Annotated in this window: 21 protein-coding genes and 2 pseudogenes; 13 read left to right on the top strand and 10 right to left on the bottom strand. The window is 68.1% G+C overall.

What is annotated here, in order from left to right:
• Nucleotides 1–768: pseudogene (locus F9K34_RS08665) on the top strand (penicillin-binding protein 1C); the annotation flags it as partial.
• A 76-nt stretch (nt 769–844) separates the two neighbouring features.
• Here the strand turns inward: F9K34_RS08665 and F9K34_RS08660 are convergent.
• The 5 genes from F9K34_RS08660 to F9K34_RS08640 all read right to left on the bottom strand — a co-directional run bounded on the left by F9K34_RS08660 (nt 845) and on the right by F9K34_RS08640 (nt 6,510).
• Nucleotides 845–2,023, bottom strand: a complete 1,179-nt coding sequence (locus F9K34_RS08660; RefSeq protein ID WP_291336555.1) for an acetyl-CoA C-acyltransferase family protein — start codon at nt 2,021–2,023, stop codon at nt 845–847.
• Nucleotides 2,024–2,055: 32 nt separating this feature from the next.
• A complete protein-coding gene (locus F9K34_RS08655; RefSeq protein WP_291336553.1) occupies nt 2,056–2,895 on the bottom strand; it encodes a metallophosphoesterase in 840 nt (279 codons plus the stop codon).
• The gene (locus F9K34_RS08650; protein ID WP_291336551.1) at nt 2,892–3,632 is read right to left on the bottom strand and encodes a metallophosphoesterase; all 741 of its coding nucleotides are present in this window, start codon (nt 3,630–3,632) and stop codon (nt 2,892–2,894) included. The genes F9K34_RS08655 and F9K34_RS08650 overlap by 4 nt, the downstream gene beginning before the upstream one ends.
• 76 nt (nt 3,633–3,708) lie before the next feature.
• Nucleotides 3,709–5,304: a phosphoglycerate dehydrogenase gene (serA, locus tag F9K34_RS08645; RefSeq protein WP_291336550.1), complete on the bottom strand. Its 1,596-nt coding sequence runs from the start codon at nt 5,302–5,304 to the stop codon at nt 3,709–3,711.
• Nucleotides 5,305–5,355: 51 nt separating this feature from the next.
• The gene (locus tag F9K34_RS08640; protein WP_291336548.1) at nt 5,356–6,510 is read right to left on the bottom strand and encodes a phosphoserine transaminase; all 1,155 of its coding nucleotides are present in this window, start codon (nt 6,508–6,510) and stop codon (nt 5,356–5,358) included.
• 173 nt (nt 6,511–6,683) lie between these two features.
• On the opposite strand from F9K34_RS08640, the gene serB reads away from it, so the two are divergent.
• On the top strand, nt 6,684–7,556 hold the full coding sequence (serB, locus tag F9K34_RS08635) for a phosphoserine phosphatase SerB (protein WP_291336546.1): 873 nt from the start codon (nt 6,684–6,686) through the stop codon (nt 7,554–7,556).
• Nucleotides 7,557–7,664: 108 nt separating this feature from the next.
• Here the strand turns inward: serB and F9K34_RS08630 are convergent, their stop codons facing one another.
• Entirely contained in the window at nt 7,665–8,660 is a 996-nt protein-coding gene (locus tag F9K34_RS08630) for an asparaginase (RefSeq protein ID WP_291336544.1), read from the bottom strand.
• Between the two features lie 192 nt (nt 8,661–8,852).
• On the opposite strand from F9K34_RS08630, the gene F9K34_RS08625 reads away from it, so the two are divergent.
• The 6 genes from F9K34_RS08625 (at nt 8,853) to F9K34_RS08600 (ending at nt 15,326) form a co-directional block, all read left to right on the top strand.
• On the top strand, nt 8,853–9,380 hold the full coding sequence (locus F9K34_RS08625) for an invasion associated locus B family protein (protein WP_291336542.1): 528 nt from the start codon (nt 8,853–8,855) through the stop codon (nt 9,378–9,380).
• A gap of 90 nt (nt 9,381–9,470) precedes the next feature.
• Complete coding sequence (locus F9K34_RS08620; protein ID WP_291336540.1) at nt 9,471–10,322, top strand: flagellar motor protein MotB; 852 nt, start codon at nt 9,471–9,473, stop codon at nt 10,320–10,322.
• 93 nt (nt 10,323–10,415) lie between these two features.
• On the top strand, nt 10,416–11,717 hold the full coding sequence (locus F9K34_RS08615) for a flagellar hook protein FlgE (protein ID WP_291336538.1): 1,302 nt from the start codon (nt 10,416–10,418) through the stop codon (nt 11,715–11,717).
• Nucleotides 11,718–11,754: 37 nt separating this feature from the next.
• Nucleotides 11,755–13,209, top strand: coding sequence for a flagellar hook-associated protein FlgK (flgK, locus tag F9K34_RS08610; protein ID WP_291336536.1), 1,455 nt, complete (start codon nt 11,755–11,757; stop codon nt 13,207–13,209).
• 3 nt (nt 13,210–13,212) lie between these two features.
• Nucleotides 13,213–14,229, top strand: coding sequence for a flagellin (locus tag F9K34_RS08605; protein WP_291336534.1), 1,017 nt, complete (start codon nt 13,213–13,215; stop codon nt 14,227–14,229).
• On the top strand, nt 14,226–15,326 hold the full coding sequence (locus F9K34_RS08600) for a flagellar basal body P-ring protein FlgI (RefSeq protein ID WP_291336532.1): 1,101 nt from the start codon (nt 14,226–14,228) through the stop codon (nt 15,324–15,326). Before F9K34_RS08605 ends, F9K34_RS08600 begins: the two co-directional genes overlap by 4 nt.
• A gap of 62 nt (nt 15,327–15,388) precedes the next feature.
• Here F9K34_RS08600 and F9K34_RS08595 read toward each other — a convergent pair whose 3' ends face one another.
• Nucleotides 15,389–16,126, bottom strand: a complete 738-nt coding sequence (locus F9K34_RS08595) for a hypothetical protein (protein WP_291336530.1) — start codon at nt 16,124–16,126, stop codon at nt 15,389–15,391.
• Here F9K34_RS08595 and F9K34_RS08590 point away from each other — a divergent pair.
• Nucleotides 16,101–16,721, top strand: coding sequence for a hypothetical protein (locus F9K34_RS08590; protein ID WP_291336528.1), 621 nt, complete (start codon nt 16,101–16,103; stop codon nt 16,719–16,721). The genes F9K34_RS08595 and F9K34_RS08590 overlap by 26 nt on opposite strands.
• On the opposite strand, the pseudogene F9K34_RS19050 reads toward F9K34_RS08590, so the two are convergent.
• A pseudogene (locus F9K34_RS19050) lies at nt 16,617–16,868 on the bottom strand (glycosyltransferase family 39 protein); the annotation flags it as partial. The gene F9K34_RS08590 and the pseudogene F9K34_RS19050 overlap by 105 nt on opposite strands.
• A gap of 399 nt (nt 16,869–17,267) precedes the next feature.
• Here F9K34_RS19050 and F9K34_RS08585 point away from each other — a divergent pair.
• Genes F9K34_RS08585 through lpxK form a run of 3 tightly spaced genes read left to right on the top strand, consistent with a single transcriptional unit; the run spans nt 17,268 to nt 19,753 of the window.
• Nucleotides 17,268–17,513 (top strand): DUF4170 domain-containing protein, encoded by a 246-nt coding sequence (locus tag F9K34_RS08585; RefSeq protein WP_291336526.1) that lies wholly within the window; start codon nt 17,268–17,270, stop codon nt 17,511–17,513.
• Between the two features lie 12 nt (nt 17,514–17,525).
• Nucleotides 17,526–18,755 carry a 3-deoxy-D-manno-octulosonic acid transferase gene (locus F9K34_RS08580; protein ID WP_291336524.1) on the top strand — a complete coding sequence of 410 codons (1,230 nt, stop codon included), beginning with the start codon at nt 17,526–17,528 and terminating at the stop codon, nt 18,753–18,755.
• Between the two features lie 5 nt (nt 18,756–18,760).
• Nucleotides 18,761–19,753: a tetraacyldisaccharide 4'-kinase gene (lpxK, locus tag F9K34_RS08575; RefSeq protein ID WP_291336522.1), complete on the top strand. Its 993-nt coding sequence runs from the start codon at nt 18,761–18,763 to the stop codon at nt 19,751–19,753.
• Between the two features lie 6 nt (nt 19,754–19,759).
• Here the strand turns inward: lpxK and F9K34_RS08570 are convergent, their stop codons facing one another.
• Both F9K34_RS08570 and F9K34_RS08565 read right to left on the bottom strand, forming a co-directional pair.
• Nucleotides 19,760–20,884, bottom strand: a complete 1,125-nt coding sequence (locus F9K34_RS08570) for a CaiB/BaiF CoA transferase family protein (protein ID WP_291336521.1) — start codon at nt 20,882–20,884, stop codon at nt 19,760–19,762.
• 4 nt (nt 20,885–20,888) lie between these two features.
• Nucleotides 20,889–21,560 carry a DsbA family protein gene (locus F9K34_RS08565; protein ID WP_291336519.1) on the bottom strand — a complete coding sequence of 224 codons (672 nt, stop codon included), beginning with the start codon at nt 21,558–21,560 and terminating at the stop codon, nt 20,889–20,891.
• A 79-nt stretch (nt 21,561–21,639) separates the two neighbouring features.
• Here F9K34_RS08565 and F9K34_RS08560 point away from each other — a divergent pair, with 79 nt between their 5' ends.
• Nucleotides 21,640–21,780 (top strand): hypothetical protein, encoded by a 141-nt coding sequence (locus F9K34_RS08560; RefSeq protein WP_291336517.1) that lies wholly within the window; start codon nt 21,640–21,642, stop codon nt 21,778–21,780.
• Nucleotides 21,781–21,824 lie beyond the last annotated feature (44 nt).

Genomic DNA, 21,824 nt, shown 5'->3' with positions numbered 1-21,824 from the left:
GTGCTACCCGGCGGTGAACCCGGCCTTGCCGTCGCGCTCGGCGGCGTCGGGATCACGCTCGAGGATCTCGTGGGCGCCTATGCCGCGCTCGCCCGGCTGGGCGCGCCGGTACGGCTTGCCACGCGGCCAGGCGCTGCGCAGCTTGGGGGCCCGCGCCTCATCTCGCCCGAGGCCGCCTGGCTCGTTGCCGACATCCTTGCCGGCCTCCCGCCCCCTGCCAATGCGCCCGCGCACCGCATCGCCTACAAGACCGGAACGAGCTATGGCCATCGCGATGCCTGGGCGGTCGGGTTCGACGGTGCCCATGTGGTCGGCGTCTGGCTGGGCCGGCCCGACGGCGCCGCGCTACCCGGCGCCTTCGGCGGCGAACTCGCCGCCCCGATACTCTTTGACGCGTTCGCGCGGATCGGCCCCGAGCGCGCACCGCTGCCGCCTCCGCCACCATCGACACTGATCCTGCCGAATGCGCGCCTGCCCCAGCCGCTCCAGCGCTTTCGCCCGAGGGGCGCCGTCCTCGCCGGCGGAGCCGTCGGTCCCGAGGTCGCCTTCCCGCCCGATGGCGCGCGGGTCGAAGCCGGCGCGGCGCTCGCGCTCAAGGTCCGGGGCGGAATGCCGCCGTTCACCTGGCTCGCCAACGGCGCGCCGGTCGTCCTCGCCGACCGCAACCGGGAATCGTCGCTGTACGCTCCCGGCCCGGGCTACGTCACGCTCTCGGTCATCGACGCCCGCGGTGCCAGCGCGAGCGCCACGATCACGCTCGCCCCCTAGGCTTCTTCGGTGCCCAAGGACCATCGGCGGAGGCGGGCCGCGCGAATCAGCGCGCCCCGCCCCCAACCGGCGCCTCTCAGCTCCGCTCGATGGCGAGCGCGATGCCCTGGCCGCCGCCGATGCACATGGTGACGAGCGCGCGGCGGCCGCCGGTGCGCTCCAGTTCGTGGAGCGCCTTCACCATCAGGATCGCGCCCGTCGCGCCGACCGGATGGCCGAGTGCGATGGCGCCGCCGTTGGGGTTCACCCGTGCCGGATCGAACCCGAGTTCCTTCGACACCGCGAGCGCCTGGGCCGCGAAGGCCTCGTTGGATTCGATCACGTCGAAGTCGCCCACCGAAAGCCCGGTCCGCTTCAGAAGCTCGGTCACGGCGGGCACCGGGCCGATCCCCATGACCTCCGGCCGCACGCCGGCGTGGGCATAGCCGAGAAGCCGCGCCCGTGGCTTCAGACCCGATCTCGACGCGGCCCCAGCGGTGGCGAGCACCAGTGCTGCGGCGCCATCGTTGATCCCGCTCGCATTGCCCGCCGTCACGCTGCCGTCCTTCTGGAACACCGCCTTCAGACCGGCGAGCGCCTCAAGGCTGGTGGCCTTCGGATGTTCGTCGGTGTCGAAGACCACGGTGCCCTTCCGGCCGACGATCTCCACCGGAACGATCTGGTCCCTGAACCGGCCCTCGGCGATCGCACGGGCGGCGCGGATCTGGCTTTCCATGGCGAAGGCATCCTGGTCGGCGCGACTGACGCCATTTTCCTTCGCGACATTCTCGGCCGTCACGCCCATGTGTCCGGTGCCGAACGGGCAGGTAAGCGCCCCGGTCATCATGTCGAGCGCCTTCGTGTCGCCCATCTTCTGGCCAAAGCGCGCGGCCTGAAGGACGTAGGGCGCGCGGCTCATGCTTTCCGCCCCGCCGGCGAGCGCGAAGTCGGCGTCACCGAGCATCAGGCTCTGTGCCGCCGAGACGATGGCCTGTGCGCCCGAACCGCAAAGGCGGTTCACGTTCATCGCCGGCGTGCCGTTCGGGATGCCGGCCTGGATCGCCGCGACCCGGCTCAGGTACATGTCGCGGGGCTCGGTGTTGATCACGTGGCCGAAGACGACATGGCCGATCTGCCCGCCCTCGACGCCTGCACGCTCCAGCGCTGCCTTCGCTGCGACCGTCGCCGTGTCGATGGGCGCCATCCCGGCAAGCGCCCCGCCGAAGGTGCCGATCGCGGTGCGCGCGCCGGACAGGATCACGATATCGTCGCTCATGCAGACCTCCTGTGGAAAGAACCGCTGGAACTCTAGCCGCCGCGCCGCAGCGAAACCAGCGTGATTTCGGGCGGCTGGAAGATGCGCAGAGGCACGCCCGAATAGCCGATCCCGCCCGAGACGATCAGATGGCGCCCCGCTTCGCGGATATGGCCCCAGCCGTAGCGCGAACGGAAACGCGAGGGTGTCAGGGGCCGCCATCCCGCGAGGTTCACCTGCCCGCCATGAGTATGGCCCGAGATCTGCAGGAAGGCGCGCGCGTCGCCTTCGGCGAAATAGTCGGGCTCATGGGCCATCAGGATCGCCGGCGCTCCCGCCGGCACCGAAGCGAAGGCCGCATCCGGATCGTGCAGGCCGGGACGTCCCAGCCGCCTGAGCGCCCGCTGGCTGTCCATCCCCACGAGCCAGAAACCGGTCCCGTGCGGCAGGCATTCCGCACGATTCGTCAGAAGCCGGATCGGACCCTGCTCCAACGCCTCGACAACCGAGTTGCGTGCGAACCCGGTCGCGCGCGACAGCCGGCAGTCCCACCAGTCGTGATTGCCCATCACCGCCGCGACGCCAAGGGGCGCGGATAGCGGTGCAAGGGTCTCGACGACGGCCGCCGCCGGGATGGCGCGGGCGGGAAGGTTCCGGTCCGCGATGAAATCGCCAGGGATGAGGACGAGATCGGGCCGGAGTTCATTCGTCGCCGCGACGATGCGCGCGAGGGCGGAAAGCGGCGTCCAGGGCGTGCAGGCATGAAGGTCTGCGAGCACGGCGATCGTCAGATCGGGAAGCGTCCAGCGCGGGTCCGCGATCTCGTGCCGCACGATCCGGGGGCGGCTGAACATCGTCAGCGGACGAAAGCGCGCCTTCCCAGCCATGGTCATCCGCCCGGCAGGACGGGCTGCCGCCCGCCGGGCCCGAGCAGCCAGACCCGATCGCCCTCGATCACCACGACCGAAAGGGCGCGGCCGTATCCCGCACCGGTATCTATGTTGAGACGATTGCCATAGTGGGCGACACGATCGACCGGCGTGTGGCCGTGCACGACCAGGGCACCATGTTCGCGCGGATCGTCGAGGAAGGGCCGCCGGATCCAGAGGAGATCGTCCTCGGCCTGCGCGGCCAAGGGCACGCCGGGCCGGATGCCGGCATGGACGAATACCGCCTTCCCCCGGCGATAGCTGACGGGAAGGTGGGTCAGGAATGTGACGTGCGTCCTAGGGACGGCCAGGAGAGCATCGGCGTGCAGATCGAACAGCATCCGCTCCCCCGCGCCCCCGACACCGTAAGAGGCTAGCGTCGTATCCCCGCCGAGGCGCGGCTCGATCCAGTGCAGACCCTCGCGCAGCCCGGGATCGTGGCTGTCGGGATCGGCGAGAAACCCGGTGAACATCCGGTCGTGGTTGCCCTTCAGCACGATCCACGGCTCTCCCCGATCGACACCGGCCAGAAGGAAGTCGATCACGCCGCGACTGTCCGGCCCGCGGTCGACGAGATCGCCGATATGGACAACGGGCGCCCTGCGGTCGCCCGCCCGCCCCTTGTCCGCCGCAATGCGGTCGTGCACCTCTTCCAGCTTGTCGCGTGCGCCGTGGATGTCGCCTATGGCGTAGGTTCTCATGCCGATCCCTGCCCGTTCCGGGGCGGACGCTACCCTGCCCGCCGGTCTGCGGCAACCGGCGGGCAGCGCGCCCTTCTCAGCCGATGTCGAAGACGAGCGGCCGGACCTGGGTGAACTTGCCCGTGGCCTGGAGCGCGCGGATGACCTCAGGCTTCGGCGCCTCGTCGAGATAGAGAAGCGCGATCGCATCCCGCCCCACGCCCGACCTGCCGAGGGTGAAGTTGGCGATGTTGACGCCCGCATCCCCAAGCGTCTGGCCGAGCGTGCCAATGATCCCCGGAACGTCGTCGTTCGTGGTGTATAGCATGTGCGCCCCGATCTCTGCGTCGATGTTGATGCCCTTGATCTGGATGAAGCGGGGCTTTCCGTCCGAGAAGACCGTCCCGGCGATAGAGCGTTCGCGCCTGTCGGTCACCACGGTCAGCTTCATGTAGCCGTCGAAGACGCCCGCCTTCTCCTGGCTGGTGGTGGAGATCTGGATGCCGCGCTCCTTTGCCACGACGGGGGCCGAGACCATGTTCACGTCCGGGTTCGTCGCCGCCATGATCCCGGCGATGGCGCCGCAATTGAGCGCCTGCAGGTTCAGCTTCGCGGCCGTGCCATCGTAGAGGATATTGATCGCCTTTACCGGCTCGTCGGTCATCTGGCCGGCGAAGGCGCCGAGATGCTGGGCGAGCTTCATCCAGGGCCCCATGACGGCGGCCTCCTCGGCGGTGACCGACGGCATGTTGAGCGCGTTCTGCACCGCCCCGGTCAGCAGGTAGTCCGACATCTGCTCGGCCACCTGAAGCGCCACGTTCTCCTGTGCCTCGGTCGTCGAAGCGCCGAGATGCGGGGTCACGACCACGTTGGGCAGGTGGAAGAGCGGGCTGCCCGTCGCCGGTTCGACTTCGAAGACGTCGAAGGCGGCGCCAGCGACGTGGCCCGATTCCAGCGCCTCGGCCAGCGCCGCCTCGTCCACAAGGCCGCCGCGGGCGCAGTTGATGATGCGAACGCCCTTCTTCGTCTTCGCGATGTTCTCCTTCGACAGGATATTGCGGGTCTTGTCGGTCAGGGGGACGTGCAGGGTGATGAAATCGGCGCGGTGCAGCAGCTCGTCGAGGTCAACCTTGGTCACGCCCATCGACTTCGCGCGCTCATCGCTGAGATAGGGGTCATAGGCGATGACCTTCATGTGCAGCCCCAGCGCCCGGTCGCAGACGATGCCGCCGATATTGCCCGCCCCGATCACGCCCAGCGTCTTGTTGAAAAGTTCCACCCCCATGAAGCGGTTCTTCTCCCACTTTCCGGCATGGGTCGATTCCGACGCCTCCGGCAGTTGCCGGGCAACTGCGAACATCATCGCGATGGCGTGTTCGGCGGTCGTGACGGAGTTGCCGAAGGGCGTGTTCATCACGATCACGCCCTTCCTGGACGCCGCGGGGATGTCCACGTTGTCGACGCCGATCCCGGCACGGCCGATCACCCTCAGTCGGGTCGCGGCGGCCAGCAGCTTCTCGGTGACCTTGGTTGCCGAGCGGATGGCAAGGCCGTCATACTGGCCGATCACCTCCAGAAGCCGGTCCTTGTCCTTGCCGAGCTCGGGGAGGTAATCGACCTCCACCCCCCGGTCACGGAATATCTGGACGGCGGTTTCCGACAGCTTGTCGGAGACGAGAACTTTTGGTGCCATTTCAACAGGCTCCTTGATTTTCAGAAGATTCGGGATGATCTGTGGCGGCCTTCAGGCCGCCACCGCCTGCGCTGCGATCTCGGACTCGAAGGCCCATTCGATCCAGGGCATGAGAGCGTGTACATCGGACACCTCAACCGTCGAGCCGCACCAGATGCGCAGGCCCGGAGGCGCGTCGCGGTAGGCCCCGGCGTCGAGAGCCACGCCTTCCTTCTCCAGCCGCTTCGCGACCGCCTTGGCGAAAGCCGCCCCGTCCCTGATCCGCTCGTCTGTGAACTTCAGGCAGATGCTCGTGGTGGAGGCGGTCACCGGGTCGGCGGCAAGGTTGGCGATCCAGTCGCGTGTCGCGACGAAGTCCGCAATGACCTTCGCATTCGCGTCCGCCCGCGCGATCAGCGTCTTGAGCCCCCCCATGGACCTGGCCCAATTCAGCGCGACGATGTAATCCTCGACACAGAGCATGGAGGGCGTGTTGATGGTCTCGCCCTCGAAGATGCCCTCGATCAGCTTGCCGCCCTTGGTCAGGCGGAAGATCTTCGGCAGCGGCCAGGCCGGGGTGTAGGTTTCCAGCCGCTCCACCGCACGTGGCGACAGGATCAGGACGCCATGCCCGCCCTCGCCGCCGAGCGCTTTCTGCCAAGAGAAGGTAACCACATCGAGCCTGTCCCAGGGCAGATCCATCGCGAAGGCGGCGCTCGTCGCGTCGCAGATGGTGAGTCCCTTGCGATCGGCCGGGATCGCGTCACCGTCCGGCACACGCACGCCGCTCGTCGTGCCGTTCCAGGTGAATACGACATCCTTGTCGAAATCGACCGTCGCGAAATCCACGATCTGGCCATAGGGGGCCTTCTTCACGGTCGCATCGAGCTTGAGTTGCTTGACGACATCCGTCACCCATCCCTCGCCGAACGACTCCCAGGCCAGCATCTCGACCGGCCGCGCGCCGAGAAGCGACCACATCGCCATCTCCACGGCCCCGGTGTCGGAGGCGGGCACGATGCCGATGCGGTAATCCGTCGGCACGCCGAGAACCTCGCGGGTGAGGACGATCGCCTCCTTCAGCTTCGCCTTGCCGATGGCGGCGCGGTGCGACCGGCCGAGGGGTGCGTCTGCGAGCATGTCGAGGGAGAAGCCGGGGATCTTCGTGCAGGGGCCCGAAGAGAAGCGCGGATTTGCCGGGCGCGCGGCCGGAGTCGTCTTGACCATTGCTGGTATCCTTCCAGATATACGCCCCTCGTTGGGGAGGGGTGTCCCGCTGCCGGGATTAGAATGCGGCGCAGGCTGGCACAAGCCGGAAATGTGCTCTAAAGCGCCGCTTGACGAAGCAAAACCGACACCCAATTCCACTATCGGAAACTTCACGCCGAGGACCGTACTCCATGCACGTCGCCACGCTCCTTGTCGATCCGAGCCGCTCCGACCTCGACCGTGCGGCGGTCGAGGCCTTGCGCGACGCCTGGGGCGGCGGCGCAGCGCGCTGGCTCAACCCCGGCATCGCCGCAGAGTTCGAGGTCGCGGAGATTCCGGCCAATCGTTGGGAGGTCTGGCACGGACTTCAGGGCCTTGGTGTCGACCTGGTGGTGCAGCCGGCGGAGGGGCGCCGGAAGAAGATGCTGCTCGCCGACATGGATTCGACAATGATCGGGCAGGAATGCATCGACGAGCTTGCCAACATGGCAGGGGTGGGTCCGCGCGTCGCTGCGATCACCGCCCGGGCGATGAACGGTGAGCTGGATTTCGAGGGCGCGCTGCTCGAACGGGTCGGCCTTCTGCGGGGCATGCCCGAAAGCGTGATCGGACAGGTGCTCGCCGAGCGCATCACCTTCACGCCCGGCGGGTCCACGCTCATCGCCACGATGAAGGCAAACGGCGGCTACGCGGCGCTTGTCTCGGGCGGTTTCACCGCCTTCACCACCGCCGTCGCGGCGCACCTCGGCTTCGACGAGCACCGCGCCAACACCCTACTGGCCGAGGGTGGCCACCTCACCGGTGACGTTGCCCGGCCCATCCTCGGACGCGAAGCGAAGATCGCGGCACTGAGGGAGATTTCCGCTCGTCTCGGCATCGCCCACGCCGACGTCCTCGCGGTCGGCGACGGCGCGAACGACCTCGGCATGCTGCACCTCGCGGGCGCGGGCGTCGCACTCCACGCCAAACCGTCGGTCGCGGCCCAGTGCGACATCCGCATCAATCACGGCGACCTGACCGCGCTGCTCTATATCCAGGGCTATGCGGCAGAGGACTTCGCCTGAACGGCTGCATCGTCGCCCGAGAAAGCCCCGCCGAAGGCCGCGGGTCTCTGCCGCCGGAACGGCGGGCGTGAGTGCATGGCATGCGCCCGGGGCGGGCGCGCAACGGGATCAGGCGGCGAAGCCGGACGCGAGCCGCATCTCGCCCACGGCGAGGCCGCGGCGGTTGCGGATAGGGTCGGTCAGGTACTGCCCGACGACCGTGTGACCCGCGTCCAGCACGCCCGTCCGAACGAGAAGCGCGGTGACTGCCGCCTCGGAGGCGCGCGTGCCGCCGTCGACGATCTTCAATGCGATGCCCCGCTTCTGCTCGGGCAGGATGGCGACGAAGACTGCCTCGGCCCCGGTCTTGACCGCGACCCGTCCGCCCATCGCGCGCATGAGGCTGGTGCAAGCCCGCCCCTCGCCGGCGACAAGATCGGGATGCGCCACCATCGCCCGCCAGAGCCGCGCCGCGGCCCGTTCCCGCGTGGTCCCTTCCGGATCGGCAGCGGCAAACCGTGCCATGGCGCGCGCAAGGCCATGCACGGTCGTCGCGAAGTTCGGCGCGGAGCATCCGTCGATGCCGTAGCCGGGCGAGGTCTCGCCTGTCACTTCCTCGAAGGCCAATTTCACGGCCCGCTGCACCGGATGGTCGGGCTCGACATATTCCGGTCCGGCACCGAGATGCCGCGCCAGGGTGAGAAAGCCTGCATGCTTGCCCGAACAGTTGTTGTGGATCTGGCAGGCCGCACCACCGGAGCAGACGATCTCCTTCCGGGCGTCGGGGTCGTCGGGCATCTGCGGCCCGCAGCGCAGGTCGGCCTCGCCAAGGCCAAGCTCACCCAGCCAGCGTCCGACCGCCTCGGTATGAACATGCGCCGCGTTGTGGCTCGCGCAGGCAAGCGCAAGCTGCGCGCTGCCAACACCGGCAGCGTCTGCCGCACCGCTCTCCAGGAGTGGCAAGGCCTGGATCATCTTGCAGGACGAGCGCGGGAAGATGACGGCAAAGGGGTCGCCCCAAGCCTCTATCACATCGCCCCGCTCGTCGCAGACGACGGCATGTCCCGAGTGGATGCTTTCCAGCATTCCGCCGCGCCAGAGTTCAACCATCGGTATCGCCGGCATCTTCCCTCACCTTTGCGCGAAATTCCGCCTCCGGGGCTTTTCCCGCCTCGGGGATTCGCGCTAAGACCGGCATATCGAGTTGACGGGTTTCCCGCCATGCCCAAATCGGCCGCGCGAAGCGGCGCCGGCCCGCGACGGGCCGTCATCGCGGGCGGGAACGACGGGGCGACGACAGCGGAGGCAGGTTACGACATGACTTCACCGATCTTGCGCGCGACGGGCGCTCTTGTTCTTGCGCTTGCGACGACGACGGGCGCCCTTGCCCAGGTTTCCACCAACCGCGTGGCCGCGAATACCGACTGGAGCGTTTTCGTCGAGGAAAACCCCAAGGAATGCTGGGGCGTCACGGCGCCAAAGGAAACCGTGAACACCAAGGACGGCCAGGCCGTGTCGGTCCGGCGCGGCGACATCCTCCTCTTCGTTACCTATCGTCCGGGCGCCGCCGAAGGCGAGGTCTCCTTCTCGGGTGGCTATCCCTTTGCCAGCGGCTCCACGGTCTCGCTTGACATCGGCGGGACGACGTTCGAGCTCTTCACCGAGGGCGAATGGGCCTGGTCGGGGTCGAAGGACGACGACACCAAGATCATCGCCGCCCTGAAATCCGGTGCCTCGGCCGTTCTGACCGGGCGCTCCGGCCGCGGGACCCAGACGAAGGACACCTTCTCGCTCCTTGGCGTCAGCGCCGCGCTCGACGAGGCGAAGAAACGGTGCGCCGGCTGAGCCTCGCCGTGACCTCTGGCGGCCAGGATTAGGACGGCCTTAAACCCCGCGCGCTAGACCTGTTCCCGGGTGAAAGGAACGGGTGGTGGAATGGCCAGGCAGAAGAATGCCGCGCCAGTCATCATCAAGCGCAAGAAGGTCGTCGGCGGCGACGGGCACCACGGCGGGGCGTGGAAGGTTGCCTATGCCGACTTCGTGACCGCCATGATGGCCTTCTTCATGCTGATGTGGCTGCTGAACGCGACGACGGAAAAACAGCGGAAGGGAATCGCGGACTATTTCAGCCCGACTATCCCGCTCAGCCGCATATCGGGCGGCGGAGACGGATCGTTCGGGGGCGACAGCGTCTTTTCCGAGGATCTGATTGCCCAGAACGGCACCGGCGCGTCGAACCTTCGGCCCACGGCCGAGCGTCAGGCGCTCGGCCAGACCGGCACCGACAGCGCCGAGAAACCGGATGCGACTGCCGCCTTTGCCGAGGAAGCGCGCAGAATCGAAGAGGCTCTCATGGGCATCGGCGGCGAAAGTATGGTCAGCGAGCAGGCGGCCCGGCATATCGTTACACGCGTGACCGACGAGGGACTCATCGTCGAACTCTTCGACCTTGAGGACGAGCCGCTCTTCGAGGGCGACACAGACAATCCCGCGCCGATCACCATGGAAATGGCCGGCATGCTCGTGACGGTCTTTGCCCTCGTGAAGAACGGTGTCGCCGTCGAGGGCCATATCCGGTCGCTTCCGGCCGTCCTGCGCGACAATCCTGCCTGGGACCTTTCCGCCGCCCGCGCTATGCGGATGCGAAGACTCCTGGAGGCCGAGGGCTTCGCGCCGGAGCGGGTGCGGCGCGTCACCGGACATGGCGACCGCGCCTCCGCCGTGAAGAACCCGATGTCCGATCGCAACAACCGCCTCGAAGTCATTCTTCTGCGGTCCGACCGCTAATATCCGCGGGATTTGATCCGTTAGGGCGATGTTAAGCAGCCGCACTGCAGGGTGGGCCGAACGACGGGACACAGCAGCAGAAAGGCGGCACCCATGTCCATTTCGTCATCGCTCAATGCCGGCGTCGCTGGTCTCAGTGCCAATGCGACGCGGCTTGCGACGATTTCCGACAACATCGCCAACTCCGGTACCTACGGCTACAAGCGCGCCTCGGCGGATTTCGAGAACTTCGTGATCAACCAGGCGCGCAGCGCCGGCACCTATTCGGCGGGGGGCGTACGCGCCTCTTCCTCGCGCCTGATCGACGAACACGGCGCACTCGTGGCGACGTCGAATGCGCTCGACCTCGCCGTCGCCGGCCGAGGCATGTTGCCGGTGACGACCGCGCTGGACGCCACGGCCGGCGAACGTGCCCTCATGATGACCACGACGGGTGCCTTCCGTCCCGATGCCGACGGCGTTCTTAAGACCGAATCCGGACTCGTCCTGCTCGGCTGGCCCGCCAATGCGGACGGCAGCATCCCGATCCTTCCGCGCGACACCGTTGCAGGGCTGCGACCGGTGGTAATCAACGCCAACCAGACGGCGGGCGATCCGACCACCACGATGAGCCTCGGCGTCAATCTGCCCGCAACCGAAACCGAATGGGGCAGCTCCGGCACGCCGCTTCCCCTCTCGATAGAGTATTTCGGAAACCTGGGCACATCCGAAACGCTCGACATCACCTTCACGCCGACCGTGCCGGCTTCGGGCAGTTCAAACACCTGGACGATGGAGATCCGCGATTCCGCCCAGGGTGGCGCCGTGATCGGCCAGTACTCAATGACCTTTGACGACACGCGGGCGAGTGGCGGCACCTTGGCTTCGGTCACCACGCTGACCGGCGGCCCATATGATCCCCTGACCGGAACCCTCAATCTCACGGTCGCCGGCGGACCGCTGTCGGCGACGATCGGAAAGCTCGGCGACGTCAACGGTCTGACCCAGCTCTCGGACAGCTTCGCACCGACGTCGATCACCAAGGACGGATCCCCGGTCGGAAACCTCACCGCCGTAGAGGTGGATGACAAGGGCTACATCACCGCCACCTACGACACGGGCTTCACGCGCCGGATCTACCACATCCCCGTGGTCGACGTTCCGAACCCGAACGGCTTGATCGCGATGAACAACCAGACCTTTCGGGTCTCGCCCGATTCCGGTTCCTTCTACCTGTGGAATGCGGGCGATGGCCCGACCGGAGGGATTGTCGGCTATGCGCGCGAAGGGTCCACCACCGACGTTGCGGCCGAACTGACCGCGCTGATCCAGACCCAGCGGGCCTATTCCTCGAACGCCAAGGTTATCCAGACCGTGGACGAGATGCTTCAGGAAACCACCAATATCAAGCGCTGAGGACCGGCAGGGTGGGCCGTTTCCGGGAGGCTGAGGCATGAGCCTGTCCGCATCGCTCGCGAACGCACTCACCGGGCTGACCGCCTCCGCCCGGGCCGCCTCCGTCGTCTCGTCCAACGTCTCGAACGCGCTGACCGAAGGCTATGCACGGCGCGAACTCCACCTGTCGCCGCAATCCGTCGGCGGGACCGGCGCCGGCGTGAAGGTCGACAGCGTGACCCGCGTCGTGGACCGCGCGCTCGTGACGGACCGGCGGCTCGCCGATGGCGAGGCGGGAAACGCCCGGCTCAGAAGCGGTTTTCTCGCCCGGATCGAGGATCTGACCGGCACGCCGGAGAACGAGGGCTCTCTCTCGGCACGCATCGCCTCGCTGGAGTCGGCACTCATCCAGGCCGCGAGCCGGCCGGACAGCCAGGCCCGGCTGCAGGGCGTCGTCGACGCCGCGACGGGACTCGCCGGCCATCTCAACACGTTGTCCGACGCCCTCGGGCAGGAGCGGATGGATGCCGACGCCGGGATCGCCGCACAGATTCGCACGCTGAACGACTCGCTTGCGAACATCGACCGGCTCAACGCCGAAATCCTTGCGGCGGCTGCCTCGGGTCACGACGCGACCGCGCTGATGGACCAGCGGCAGACACTCGTGGACCGGGTGGCTACAATCGTTCCGGTGCGCGAGGTCGCGCGCGATCATGACCAGATCTCGCTCTATACCACCGGAGGGGCGATCCTCCTCGAAGGCAATCCCGCCGTCATCGGCTTCACCGCCACCGGCGTGATCACCGCGGACATGTCGATCGGATCGGGTGCCCTCTCGGGGTTCACGATCAATGGCCTGGCGGTTCCCCCATCGGATTCCGGCCCCCTCGGTGGCGGGGCGCTCGGCGCTCTCATCGCGATCCGGGATGACCTCGCCCCAGCGGCGCAGGCCCAGCTCGACGCGGTCGCCCGGGATCTCGTGGAGCGATTCGAGAACCCCGCCATCGACCCGACGCGCGCACCCGGGCAACCGGGTCTGTTCACCGACGATGGTGCGATCCTCGACCCCTCGATCGAGGAAGGCCTCGCCGGACGCATCGCGCTGAACGCGCTTGTAGATCCGCGCCAGGGCGGCCAGCTCTGGAGGCTCCGCGACGGGCTCGGCGCCGCGGCGCCGGGCAACGTGGGCGATGCCACGCTCCTCCAAAACCTCGGGGTCGCGCTGTCGACCGCCCGTTCGCCGGCGTCCGGCAATTTCACCGGCGCGGCCCGATCCGCGTCCGGCCTTGCCGCCGACGTCCTGTCGGGGTTCGCCGGTCTGCGCCAATCCGCCGAGGAACACGAAGGCTTCGCCACCGCCCGCCACGATGCGCTGAAGGAAATGCACCTTGCCCAGGGCGTCGACACCGATGCGGAGATGCAGACCCTTCTGATGGTCGAGCAGGCCTACGCCGCCAACGCGCGCGTCATCAAGGTGATCGACGACCTTATCCAGCAACTGATCGGGCTCTGAACGATGTATTACCTTTCCGTCGGCGACATGGCCCAGGCCTTCCAGATGCGCCGCCACAACGCGGCGCTCCAGACCCATCTCGTGCGGCTCACGGAAGAGATGACAACCGGCATCCGCGCCGACCTCTCCGAGGCGGTGTCCGGTGATTTCCGCGGGCTCGCCGGGCTCGATCGCTCGCTCGCGACGCTCGCGGCGTACAAGACCGCCACCGACGAGGCCGCGCTCCTGACCCAGACGGTGCAGTTTGCCCTGGAAACGGTGCAGGACCTGGCGACCGACCTCGGCCCCGGACTCCTCTCCGCCGCGACGTCCGGAAGCCCGACGCTGGTGGCCACCACGGCCGGGGACGCGCGACAGAAGTTCGCCTCCGTCGTCTCGGCGCTGAATACTCAGGTGGCCGACCGCTATCTCCTGTCCGGTACCGCGACCGACCGGACGCCGCTGGCCGACGCCGACGCGATCCTTTCGGCGCTCGACGCCGCGACCGCGGGCCAGGTCACCGCCGCGGGGGTTGCCTCCGCCGTCGCCGCCTGGTTCGACGCCCCGCCCGGCGGCGGCGGGTTCCTCGATGTGGCCTATGGCGGCGCAACCGTGCCGCTCGCCCCCTTCGGCATCGGTGCGGGCGAGTCGGCCACGATGGACCTGACGGCCGCGGACCCGGCTCTCCGCGACCTGCTCGAGGGCTTCGCACTTGGTGCGCTCGTGGCCCAGGGCACGCTCCAGGGCGACGACGCCGGGCGGAGCTTCCTGTTGAAGCGTTCCGGCGAGGCGCTGCTCGCGTCCGGCAACGACCTGGCGGCGGTGCGGGCCCGGGTCGGTTCCGTCGAGGCGCGGATTGCCGGCGCCGGCGCCCGAAACGCGGCCGAAGCCTCCGCGCTGCAGATCGCGCGCAACGGTCTCGTCGCCGCCGATCCCTATGACACGGCAAGCGCACTCCAGGCCGTGCAGACCCAGATCGAGACGCTCTACACCCTCACCGCGCGGCTCTCGCGCCTGTCGCTTACGGATTATCTCGGATGAGAACCCTGCTCGCCCTCGTTGCATTCGTCCTTGCCGGCACCGCCGCTGCGGCGGCCCCGGTCCGGATCAAGGACCTCGTCGAGTTCGACGGCGTGCGCGGCAACGACCTCGTCGGCTACGGGCTCGTTGTCGGTCTCAACGGCACCGGCGACGGTTTGCGCAACGCGCCCTTCACCGAGGAAATCATGGCCAACATCCTCGAACGGCTCGGTGTGAACGTCACGGGCGAGAACATGCGCCCGAAGAACGTGGCCGCGGTCTTCGTCACGGCCACATTGCCGCCCTTCGCGCGTGCCGGCGGCCAGATCGACGTCACCGTCTCTGCGATCGGCGACGCAAAGAGCCTTTTGGGCGGGACGCTCGTGATGACGCCCCTCAATGCCGCCGACGGTGAGATCTACGCCGTCGCGCAGGGAACGATCATCGCCGGGGGTGCCACGGCCGAGGGGACCGCAGCCAGCGTGACGCAGGGGGTGCCGACGTCGGGCATGATCCCCGCGGGGGCGCGGGTCGAGCGGGAGATCGCCTTCGATTTCGGCGGGCTGAATGCCGTGCGCCTCGCGCTCCGCTCTCCGGATTTCACCACCGCCGGCCGGATCGAGGAGGTTATCAACGCCGAGTTCGGGCGCCCGGTCGCCACCATGACCGATTCGGGCACCGTCGCGCTCGACATCGGCGCCACCCGCATGGGGTCGCCCGCCCATGCGCTCGGCCGCATCGAGAACCTGCTCATCGAGCCCGAACGGCGCGCCCGCGTCGTGGTGGACCAGCGGTCCGGCACCATCGTCATGGGGGCGGACGTCCGCATCAGCCGCGTCGCGGTCAGCCAGGGCAACCTCACGTTGAAGATCGAGGAGGCGCCGCTCGTCGTGCAGCCCAATCCCTTCGCCCAGGGCGACACGGTGGTCGTACCCCGCTCCTCCGCCGCGATCGAGGAGGAGCCCGGAATCGGCATGGCCGAGATCTCGGACGCCTCATCGCTGTCGGAGGTCGTTGCAGGCCTCAATGCCCTCGGAGTCTCCCCGCGCGACATGATCGACATCCTCAAGAGCATCAATGCCGCCGGCGCGCTTCACGCGGAATTCGTCGTGCGCTAGCCGGCGGCCGCGGCGGGCGGTGCCGCGCGAGAGACGCGCTGAACCCGACCGGTTCCGCGACCTCAGCCACCGGGCGGCAGGAAAAGTTCGGCCGAGGCTCTCCGGGCCGTGACATGCTGTTCGCGCCTATAGGCTGCAAGTGCCTCGCGCCGCGCATCGCTGACGACGGGCATGTCTTCGTAGGGCCAGGTCACCAGCCAGATTCGCGCACCCGGATTGTCCCGAAGCACGGCGTCGTAGTCGGTGAAGGCGTAGTGCGCGTCAGGCAGGTAGTAGAAGAACGGAGCCTCCACCCAGGCCTTGTCGAGAACCAGGATCAGGTCGTCCGGCCGGTAATGCGGCATCATCGCCATCACAAGAGACTTGTAGTCGTTCGCCGCGCCCGGCTTGGCAAAGGAATAGGGAACGCTCGCGGCAAAGACGCCGATCATCGCCACGGTCGCCCCCAGCCGCGGTAATCTCGGTCCGATACCCGCAACCGCCCCTGCGACGAGGATCACGAGGTAGGGCAGGAAGATGAGGAATGCGCGGTTCGCGAGGATGGCGACCTTCGCCGAAAGGACAAAAAGAGCAAGAGGTGCAGCGAGGCCGAGCAGGACAACAAGGAGCCGCGGCCCCGCGGACCTTGCGCGCCAGCGGACGAACGCCCGGCTGCGTGTCAGGACATGCGCCATCGCCCTGGCGAGCGCGGGCAGCCAGAGGGCTAGAACCGGCCCCGTGCTGACCACCATGAGGGCTTCGTTGCGATAGAGGGCGATGCTGGCGAGCCAGACCATGAAACCCGATGCGATCAGCGCCACCAGAGGGGGAAGCCAGCGCGGCAGGTCCCCGGCACCGTCGGACGGCTGCGGCTTGCATGCGCGCGTGACGCCCCCCCCAGGCAATGAGACCGAGCCCGACGACCAGAAGCACGACAGCCGCGGCCATGGGGACCGACAAGAACGGCATCTCACTGCGATCGGTCGCGAAAAGAAAACCGAAGGAGAGGTATTCGCGCAGGAACTCAAGAGCCCTCTGCTCCACCGCGCCGTGCCGCGCGCGATAGACCGAATGGAGAAGCTCCGGTGCCGAGACCATGACGGCGAGGGCCTGCAGCTGGATCGCCGGATGCGCGCCGGAAAACCGCGCGCGAAGAAGATCGCTCCAGCGGAAAGGCCGCATCGGCAGCACCAGCGTCGCCCAGAGGATATGGATCCCGAGAAGCGGCCAGACGAATTCGACCGATCCGGCTGTCGCCAGGACGGACAGGACGTATCCCGCACCCGAGAGACGTCGACGGCCCGAACCGTAGACAAAGGCGATCAGGAGTGCCGTCGCCAGAAGGCCGAAGAACGTCCCCGCCGCGTACATCCGCGCAGTCTGGCTGAGGAACAGGTGAAATCCATGCAGGGCTAGAAGGCTTGCCGCCAGGGCGCCGGCCGACGCGCTGTAGGAACGCCTGCCGAGCGCGAAGGCGAGCCAGACGGACGCGGCCCCGAGCACCGCAGACGGCAGGCGCAGTGCCCATTCGGAGACACCGGCAAGACCGGTCCAGAGAAACATGGCAAGATACCAGCCCATCGGATGCGGCTCATCGTGGAAGTGCATCCACAATGTCTCGCTCCAGGTCAGCCTCGGCGGCGGGACGGAATGAACGGGTGGCAGGGGAATGCCGGGGACATAGACTTCCGGATGGCTGATGGAACGGAGGTCGAGGTCGTATAGTCTCAGCGCGAGGGCGGCCACCGCCACTCCAAGCGCGACGCCCGTCCAGCCTCGCGATCGTTCCATTGTCATCCGTTTCCAAGCCCTTGCCGGCAGAGGCGCCCTACCATGCGACCCTAGTAGCGGCAACGGCAAGCACATTGATCCGGGTCAAGCCGTCGCCGCCCGGTGCCTTGAGGCGGCCCGATGCATCGCTTAGGTTGGCGCCCGAGACGTTCCTTCACGCGGGAGAAACCCATGACACAGCGCCTTCACCTCGTCTTCGGCGGGGAACTGGTCAGTCCGGACAGGACCGTCTTCAAGGACCCCGCCGCGATCCATGTCGTGGGTATCTTCCCGGACTACGCCAGCGCCTATGGCGCCTGGAAGGCGGAGGCGCAGCGCACGGTGGACGACGCCCACATGCGCTACTTCATCGCCCACATCCACCGCCTCCGGGACGAGGCGACCGAGGCCGCTCCGACCGAAGAACTCGGCAGCTGAACCAGAGGGGAAATGGCGCGTTCGCTCGCCCTTGCGCTCTATCTTCTTGCCGCGCGCCGCGGCGGGTGGGAGCCCGCCGAAGGGCGCGCCACCCGACCGGACGGAACGCTTGTCTGGATGCATCTCGGCGCCGGATCGAACCTGAAGCGGCTCGCCCAGCTCGCGCGCCGGCTGTCCGAGCTGCGTCCGGGTCTCGCGTTCCTCGTCACCGCGCAGGGCGGCGGGGCGGCGGCAGCGGTGGGATTTCCCGCAGCGATGGTGACGGATCAGGCCCCCGCGGAGCGCGTTCCGGCCGTCGCCGCGTTCCTGGAGTATTGGCGGCCCGACCTCTCGCTGATTGCCGGAGCGACTCTGCCGCCTGCGCTGATCGCCGGCACGCATGACCGAGGCATCCCGCTCATCCTTGCCGATATCCGCCTCGGCAGCGACGAGCTCGGCCATTGGCGCTGGCGACGCGGACTCGCGGCATCGCTCCTGTCACGGTTCTCGCGTGTTCTCGCGCAGGATCCGGAAACCGCCACGCGGCTCCGGGCGATCGGCGGGCGGCAGCTTCCGGTAGAGATCGCGGGACGGATCGAGGAGACATCGGAGCCCCTTCCGGGCAGCGAAGCGGAGCGCGCGGCGCTCGCCGAACTCTTGGCGACGCGACCGGTATGGCTCGCCGTAGCCTGCCCCGAATCTGAAGAAGAGGCGGTCATCGCGGCACATGCGCGGGCGATGCGGCTGGCGCATCGGATGCTGCTGATCCTCGTGCCTGCCGATCCCCAGCGTGCCGATGCCCTGGCAGATCGTCTGGGGCGCGAAGGGTGGGTCGTCGCCCGCCGTTCGCGCGAGGAGGAGCCGGAGGCGGACGTGCAGGTCTTTCTCGCCGATGGCGAAGCGGAACTCGGCCTCTGGTACCGACTCGCCCCGGTGACATTCATGGGCGGGACACTCGCCCCGGGCGGCACGGGGCGCAACCCGTTCGAACCCGCCGCGCTCGGCTCGGCCATCCTTCACGGCCCGCACCCGGGGCCCTATCCCGATGCCTACACCCTCTTGGCCGAGGCCCGGGCGACCCGTATCGTCGCGGGAGCCGAGGCGCTCGCGGATACGGTGGCTGACCTGATCGCGCCCGACAAGGCCGCCCTGCTCGCGCACAATGCCTGGGCGGTGTCCTCCGGAGGCGCGGAAGTCACCGACAGGGTCGCCGAGATCGTGCTCGCCACGCTTGACGGCCGGCACGGGAAGGCGGCCGCGTGATGGCGATGCAGGCGCCCCGATTCTGGTTCACACCACCCGGTCGGCCCGGCTGGGCCGCACGCCTTCTCGCACCGCTCGGCCGGGCCTATGCGCGCGCGACGGCCCGGCGTCTGGCCGGCACCGCAGGCGCGCGCGTCGGCGTGCCGGTGATCTGTGTCGGCAACCTGAATGCAGGCGGTACGGGGAAGACACCGACGGTCGTCGCGCTTGCGCAGCGGCTGGCGGCGCGGGGGGTCGTGGCGCATGTCGTAAGCCGGGGCTTCGGCGGGCGCCTCTCCGGGCCGGTCAGGGTCGATGAGCGCCGGCACAGCGCGGCGGATGTCGGCGACGAACCCCTGCTCCTGGCGGGCTTCACCCCCGCGTGGGTCGCGCGGGACCGGGCCGCGGGCGCGCGCGCCGCGGTCGCCGCAGGCGCAGGGGCGATCCTCCTCGATGACGGCTTTCAGAACCCGGCCGTGGCCAAGGATCTTTCGCTCATCGTCGTCGATGCCGCGCGTGGCTTCGGCAATGGTCTTTGCCTGCCGGCCGGGCCCCTGCGCGAGCCGGTCGCGGCAGGATTGCGGCGTGCCGACTTCGTGCTGTCGATCGGCCCCGCCCCGCAGCAGGCAGAGTTCGCGCGGGCATGGGGACATGCCCTGACCGTTCCGCACCTGACGGGCGAACTGAAGCCCCTGGCGACCGGCATGGACTGGCAGGGGCTGCCGGTGCTTGCCTTCGCCGGCATCGGCTACCCCGAGAAGTTCTTTGCCACGCTCCGCAACCTTGGCGCCGAGCTTTGCCGCACCGTCGCGCTGGACGACCATCAGCCGCTCACACCCGCGATCCTGCACCGGCTGGAAACGGAGGCGGCAAGCCTCGGCGCGCAGCTTGTCACCACCGAGAAGGACGCGGTACGCCTGCCGCAGGACTTCCGCCCGAAGGTGTTGAGCGTGCCCGTCCGACTGGAACTCGACGACTGGGGCCCGCTCGACGCAGCGCTCGGCCGCCTCGGGCTCTGACCCTTTCTACCGCTTCTCTCCGGCGTCGTGCTCGCCAAGCTTGGGCGAGGGCCGGTCGAGCGCGAGTTCGGCGCCCGAGAAGGTGAAGGGCGACCGGACCCCCGGCACCCCGCCCGGCTGGATACGCATGCCCCGTGCAACGATCTGGGGGTCGGCAAAGACCTCGCCCATGTCGTTGATCGGCCCGGCGGGCACGCCCTCGGCCTCGCAGGCGACGAGCAGATCGGCCTTGCTGAAGGTTCGGGTCCGTTCGGTTATCGTTGCCGTCAGTGCCGCCCGGTTGGCGATGCGGTCGGCATTCGTCAGGTACTCCGGGGCCTCCGCCAGCGCGGGAAGCCCGAGGATGCCGCAAAACCGGCGGTACTGGCCATCGTTGCCGGTGGCGATGATGATCCAGCCGTCGGCGCAGTCGAAGACCGAATAGGGCACGATGTTCGGATGCGCATTGCCCATCCGCATCGGTGGATTGCCGGAGGCGAGGTAATTCATCGCCTGGTTTGCCATGATCGAGGTCGCAACGTCGAGGAGCGACATGTCGACATGCTGCCCCTCGCCGGTCCGCGCCCGCTGGTGGACGGCCGCCAGGATCGCCGTCGCGGCATAGACGCCGGTGAAGACATCGGTGACCGCCACACCCACCTTCTGCGGCTGGCCGTCCGGCTCCCCGGTCACGCTCATCAGCCCGGACATCCCCTGGATGATGTAATCGTAACCGGCGCGGTGGGCATAGGGCCCGTCCTGGCCGAAGCCGGTGATCGAGCAATAGATGAGCCGCGGGTTGACCTTGCGCAGGCTCGGATAGTCGAGCCCGTATTTCGCCAGTCCGCCCACCTTGAAGTTCTCGATCAGGACGTCGGCGTCCTTCACCAGGTCGCGGACGAACGCCTGCCCCTCGGGCGCGCGGAAATCGGCGGTCACCGATTTCTTGCCGCGGTTGCAGGCGTGGAAATAGGCGGCGGACCTGTCGCCCTCGCGCTCGATGAACGGGGGGCCCCAGCGGCGGGTGTCGTCACCCTCGGGCGCCTCGACCTTGATCACCTCGGCCCCGAGGTCGGCAAGCGTCTGCCCGGCCCACGGGCCCGCGAGGATGCGGGCAAGCTCGACGACCTTCAACCCGGCAAGCGGCGTCATCGCGTCAGTTCGCCAGCTTTTCGTCGAGGATCTTTGCGAAATCCTCGTACGACATGTTCGAATACTTCTGCCCGTCGATCACGAAGGAGGGCGTCGAGTCGATCCCGTCCTTCGTCGCATTCGCCTGGTACGACGCGACCATCGCCTTGGCCTTCTCGTTGTCATTGAGGCAGGCGTCGATCGCCTCTTTCGTGAGCCCGGCCTTGAGCCCGATCTTACGCAGGTTGTCGGCGATCGTGTTGGCCTGGCCGTCGCCGATCCACTGCTTCTGCGTGTCGTAGATGATGTCGGAGATCGGGAAGTACTTCTCCGGCCCGCCGCAGCGGGCAACCATTCCGGCCCAGAGGCCGAACTTGTCGAAATAGACTTCGCGGTAGACGAACTTCACCTTGCCGGTGTCGATGTAGTTCTTCCTGAGATCGTCAAAGACCGTCTCGTGGAAACGCGCGCAGTGCGGACAGGTGAACGAAGCATACTCGATCACTTCCACCGGCGCGTCGAGCTTGCCGAGGATCATGTCCGGCGCCGCCGCCACGTCGGAGGAGGCCGTCGCCTCCTGGGCTTCCGCCGCCACCGACAGCGACGGCGGCAAGTTCACCGCGCCACGGCTGATCCAGGCGGCGCCACCCGCAATGGCTAACGCCAGCGCGCCGGCGACGAGATAGGTCTTCGACATCAGATCAGCCTTTCGTTTGTCGAGGGCGAGACAACACTTTTTCGCCCAAAGCTTCAAGCGCCGCCCGCAGGGTCGGGTCGTGGACATCGCCCGACAGACGCCCGGCCTCGCGCCGCCCGATCCCGCCACGCGGCGCGAGGCCGGCGCAAAGGCCACCTGCCCGTCGGCGAAACCCGAGGGCGCGGTCTGCGTCACCGACACGCGCGAGATTGCGTCGTAGCCATAGCAGGCATTCACCCTTTCGCGAATCTTGGGCACCTGCAT

It is taken from the genome of Albidovulum sp. (genome assembly GCF_008933605.1).
GTDB lineage: Bacteria > Pseudomonadota > Alphaproteobacteria > Rhodobacterales > Rhodobacteraceae > Albidovulum.
The sequence above is the reverse complement of the archived record's forward strand: the minus strand, read 5'-3'. Positions and strand labels throughout refer to the sequence as shown.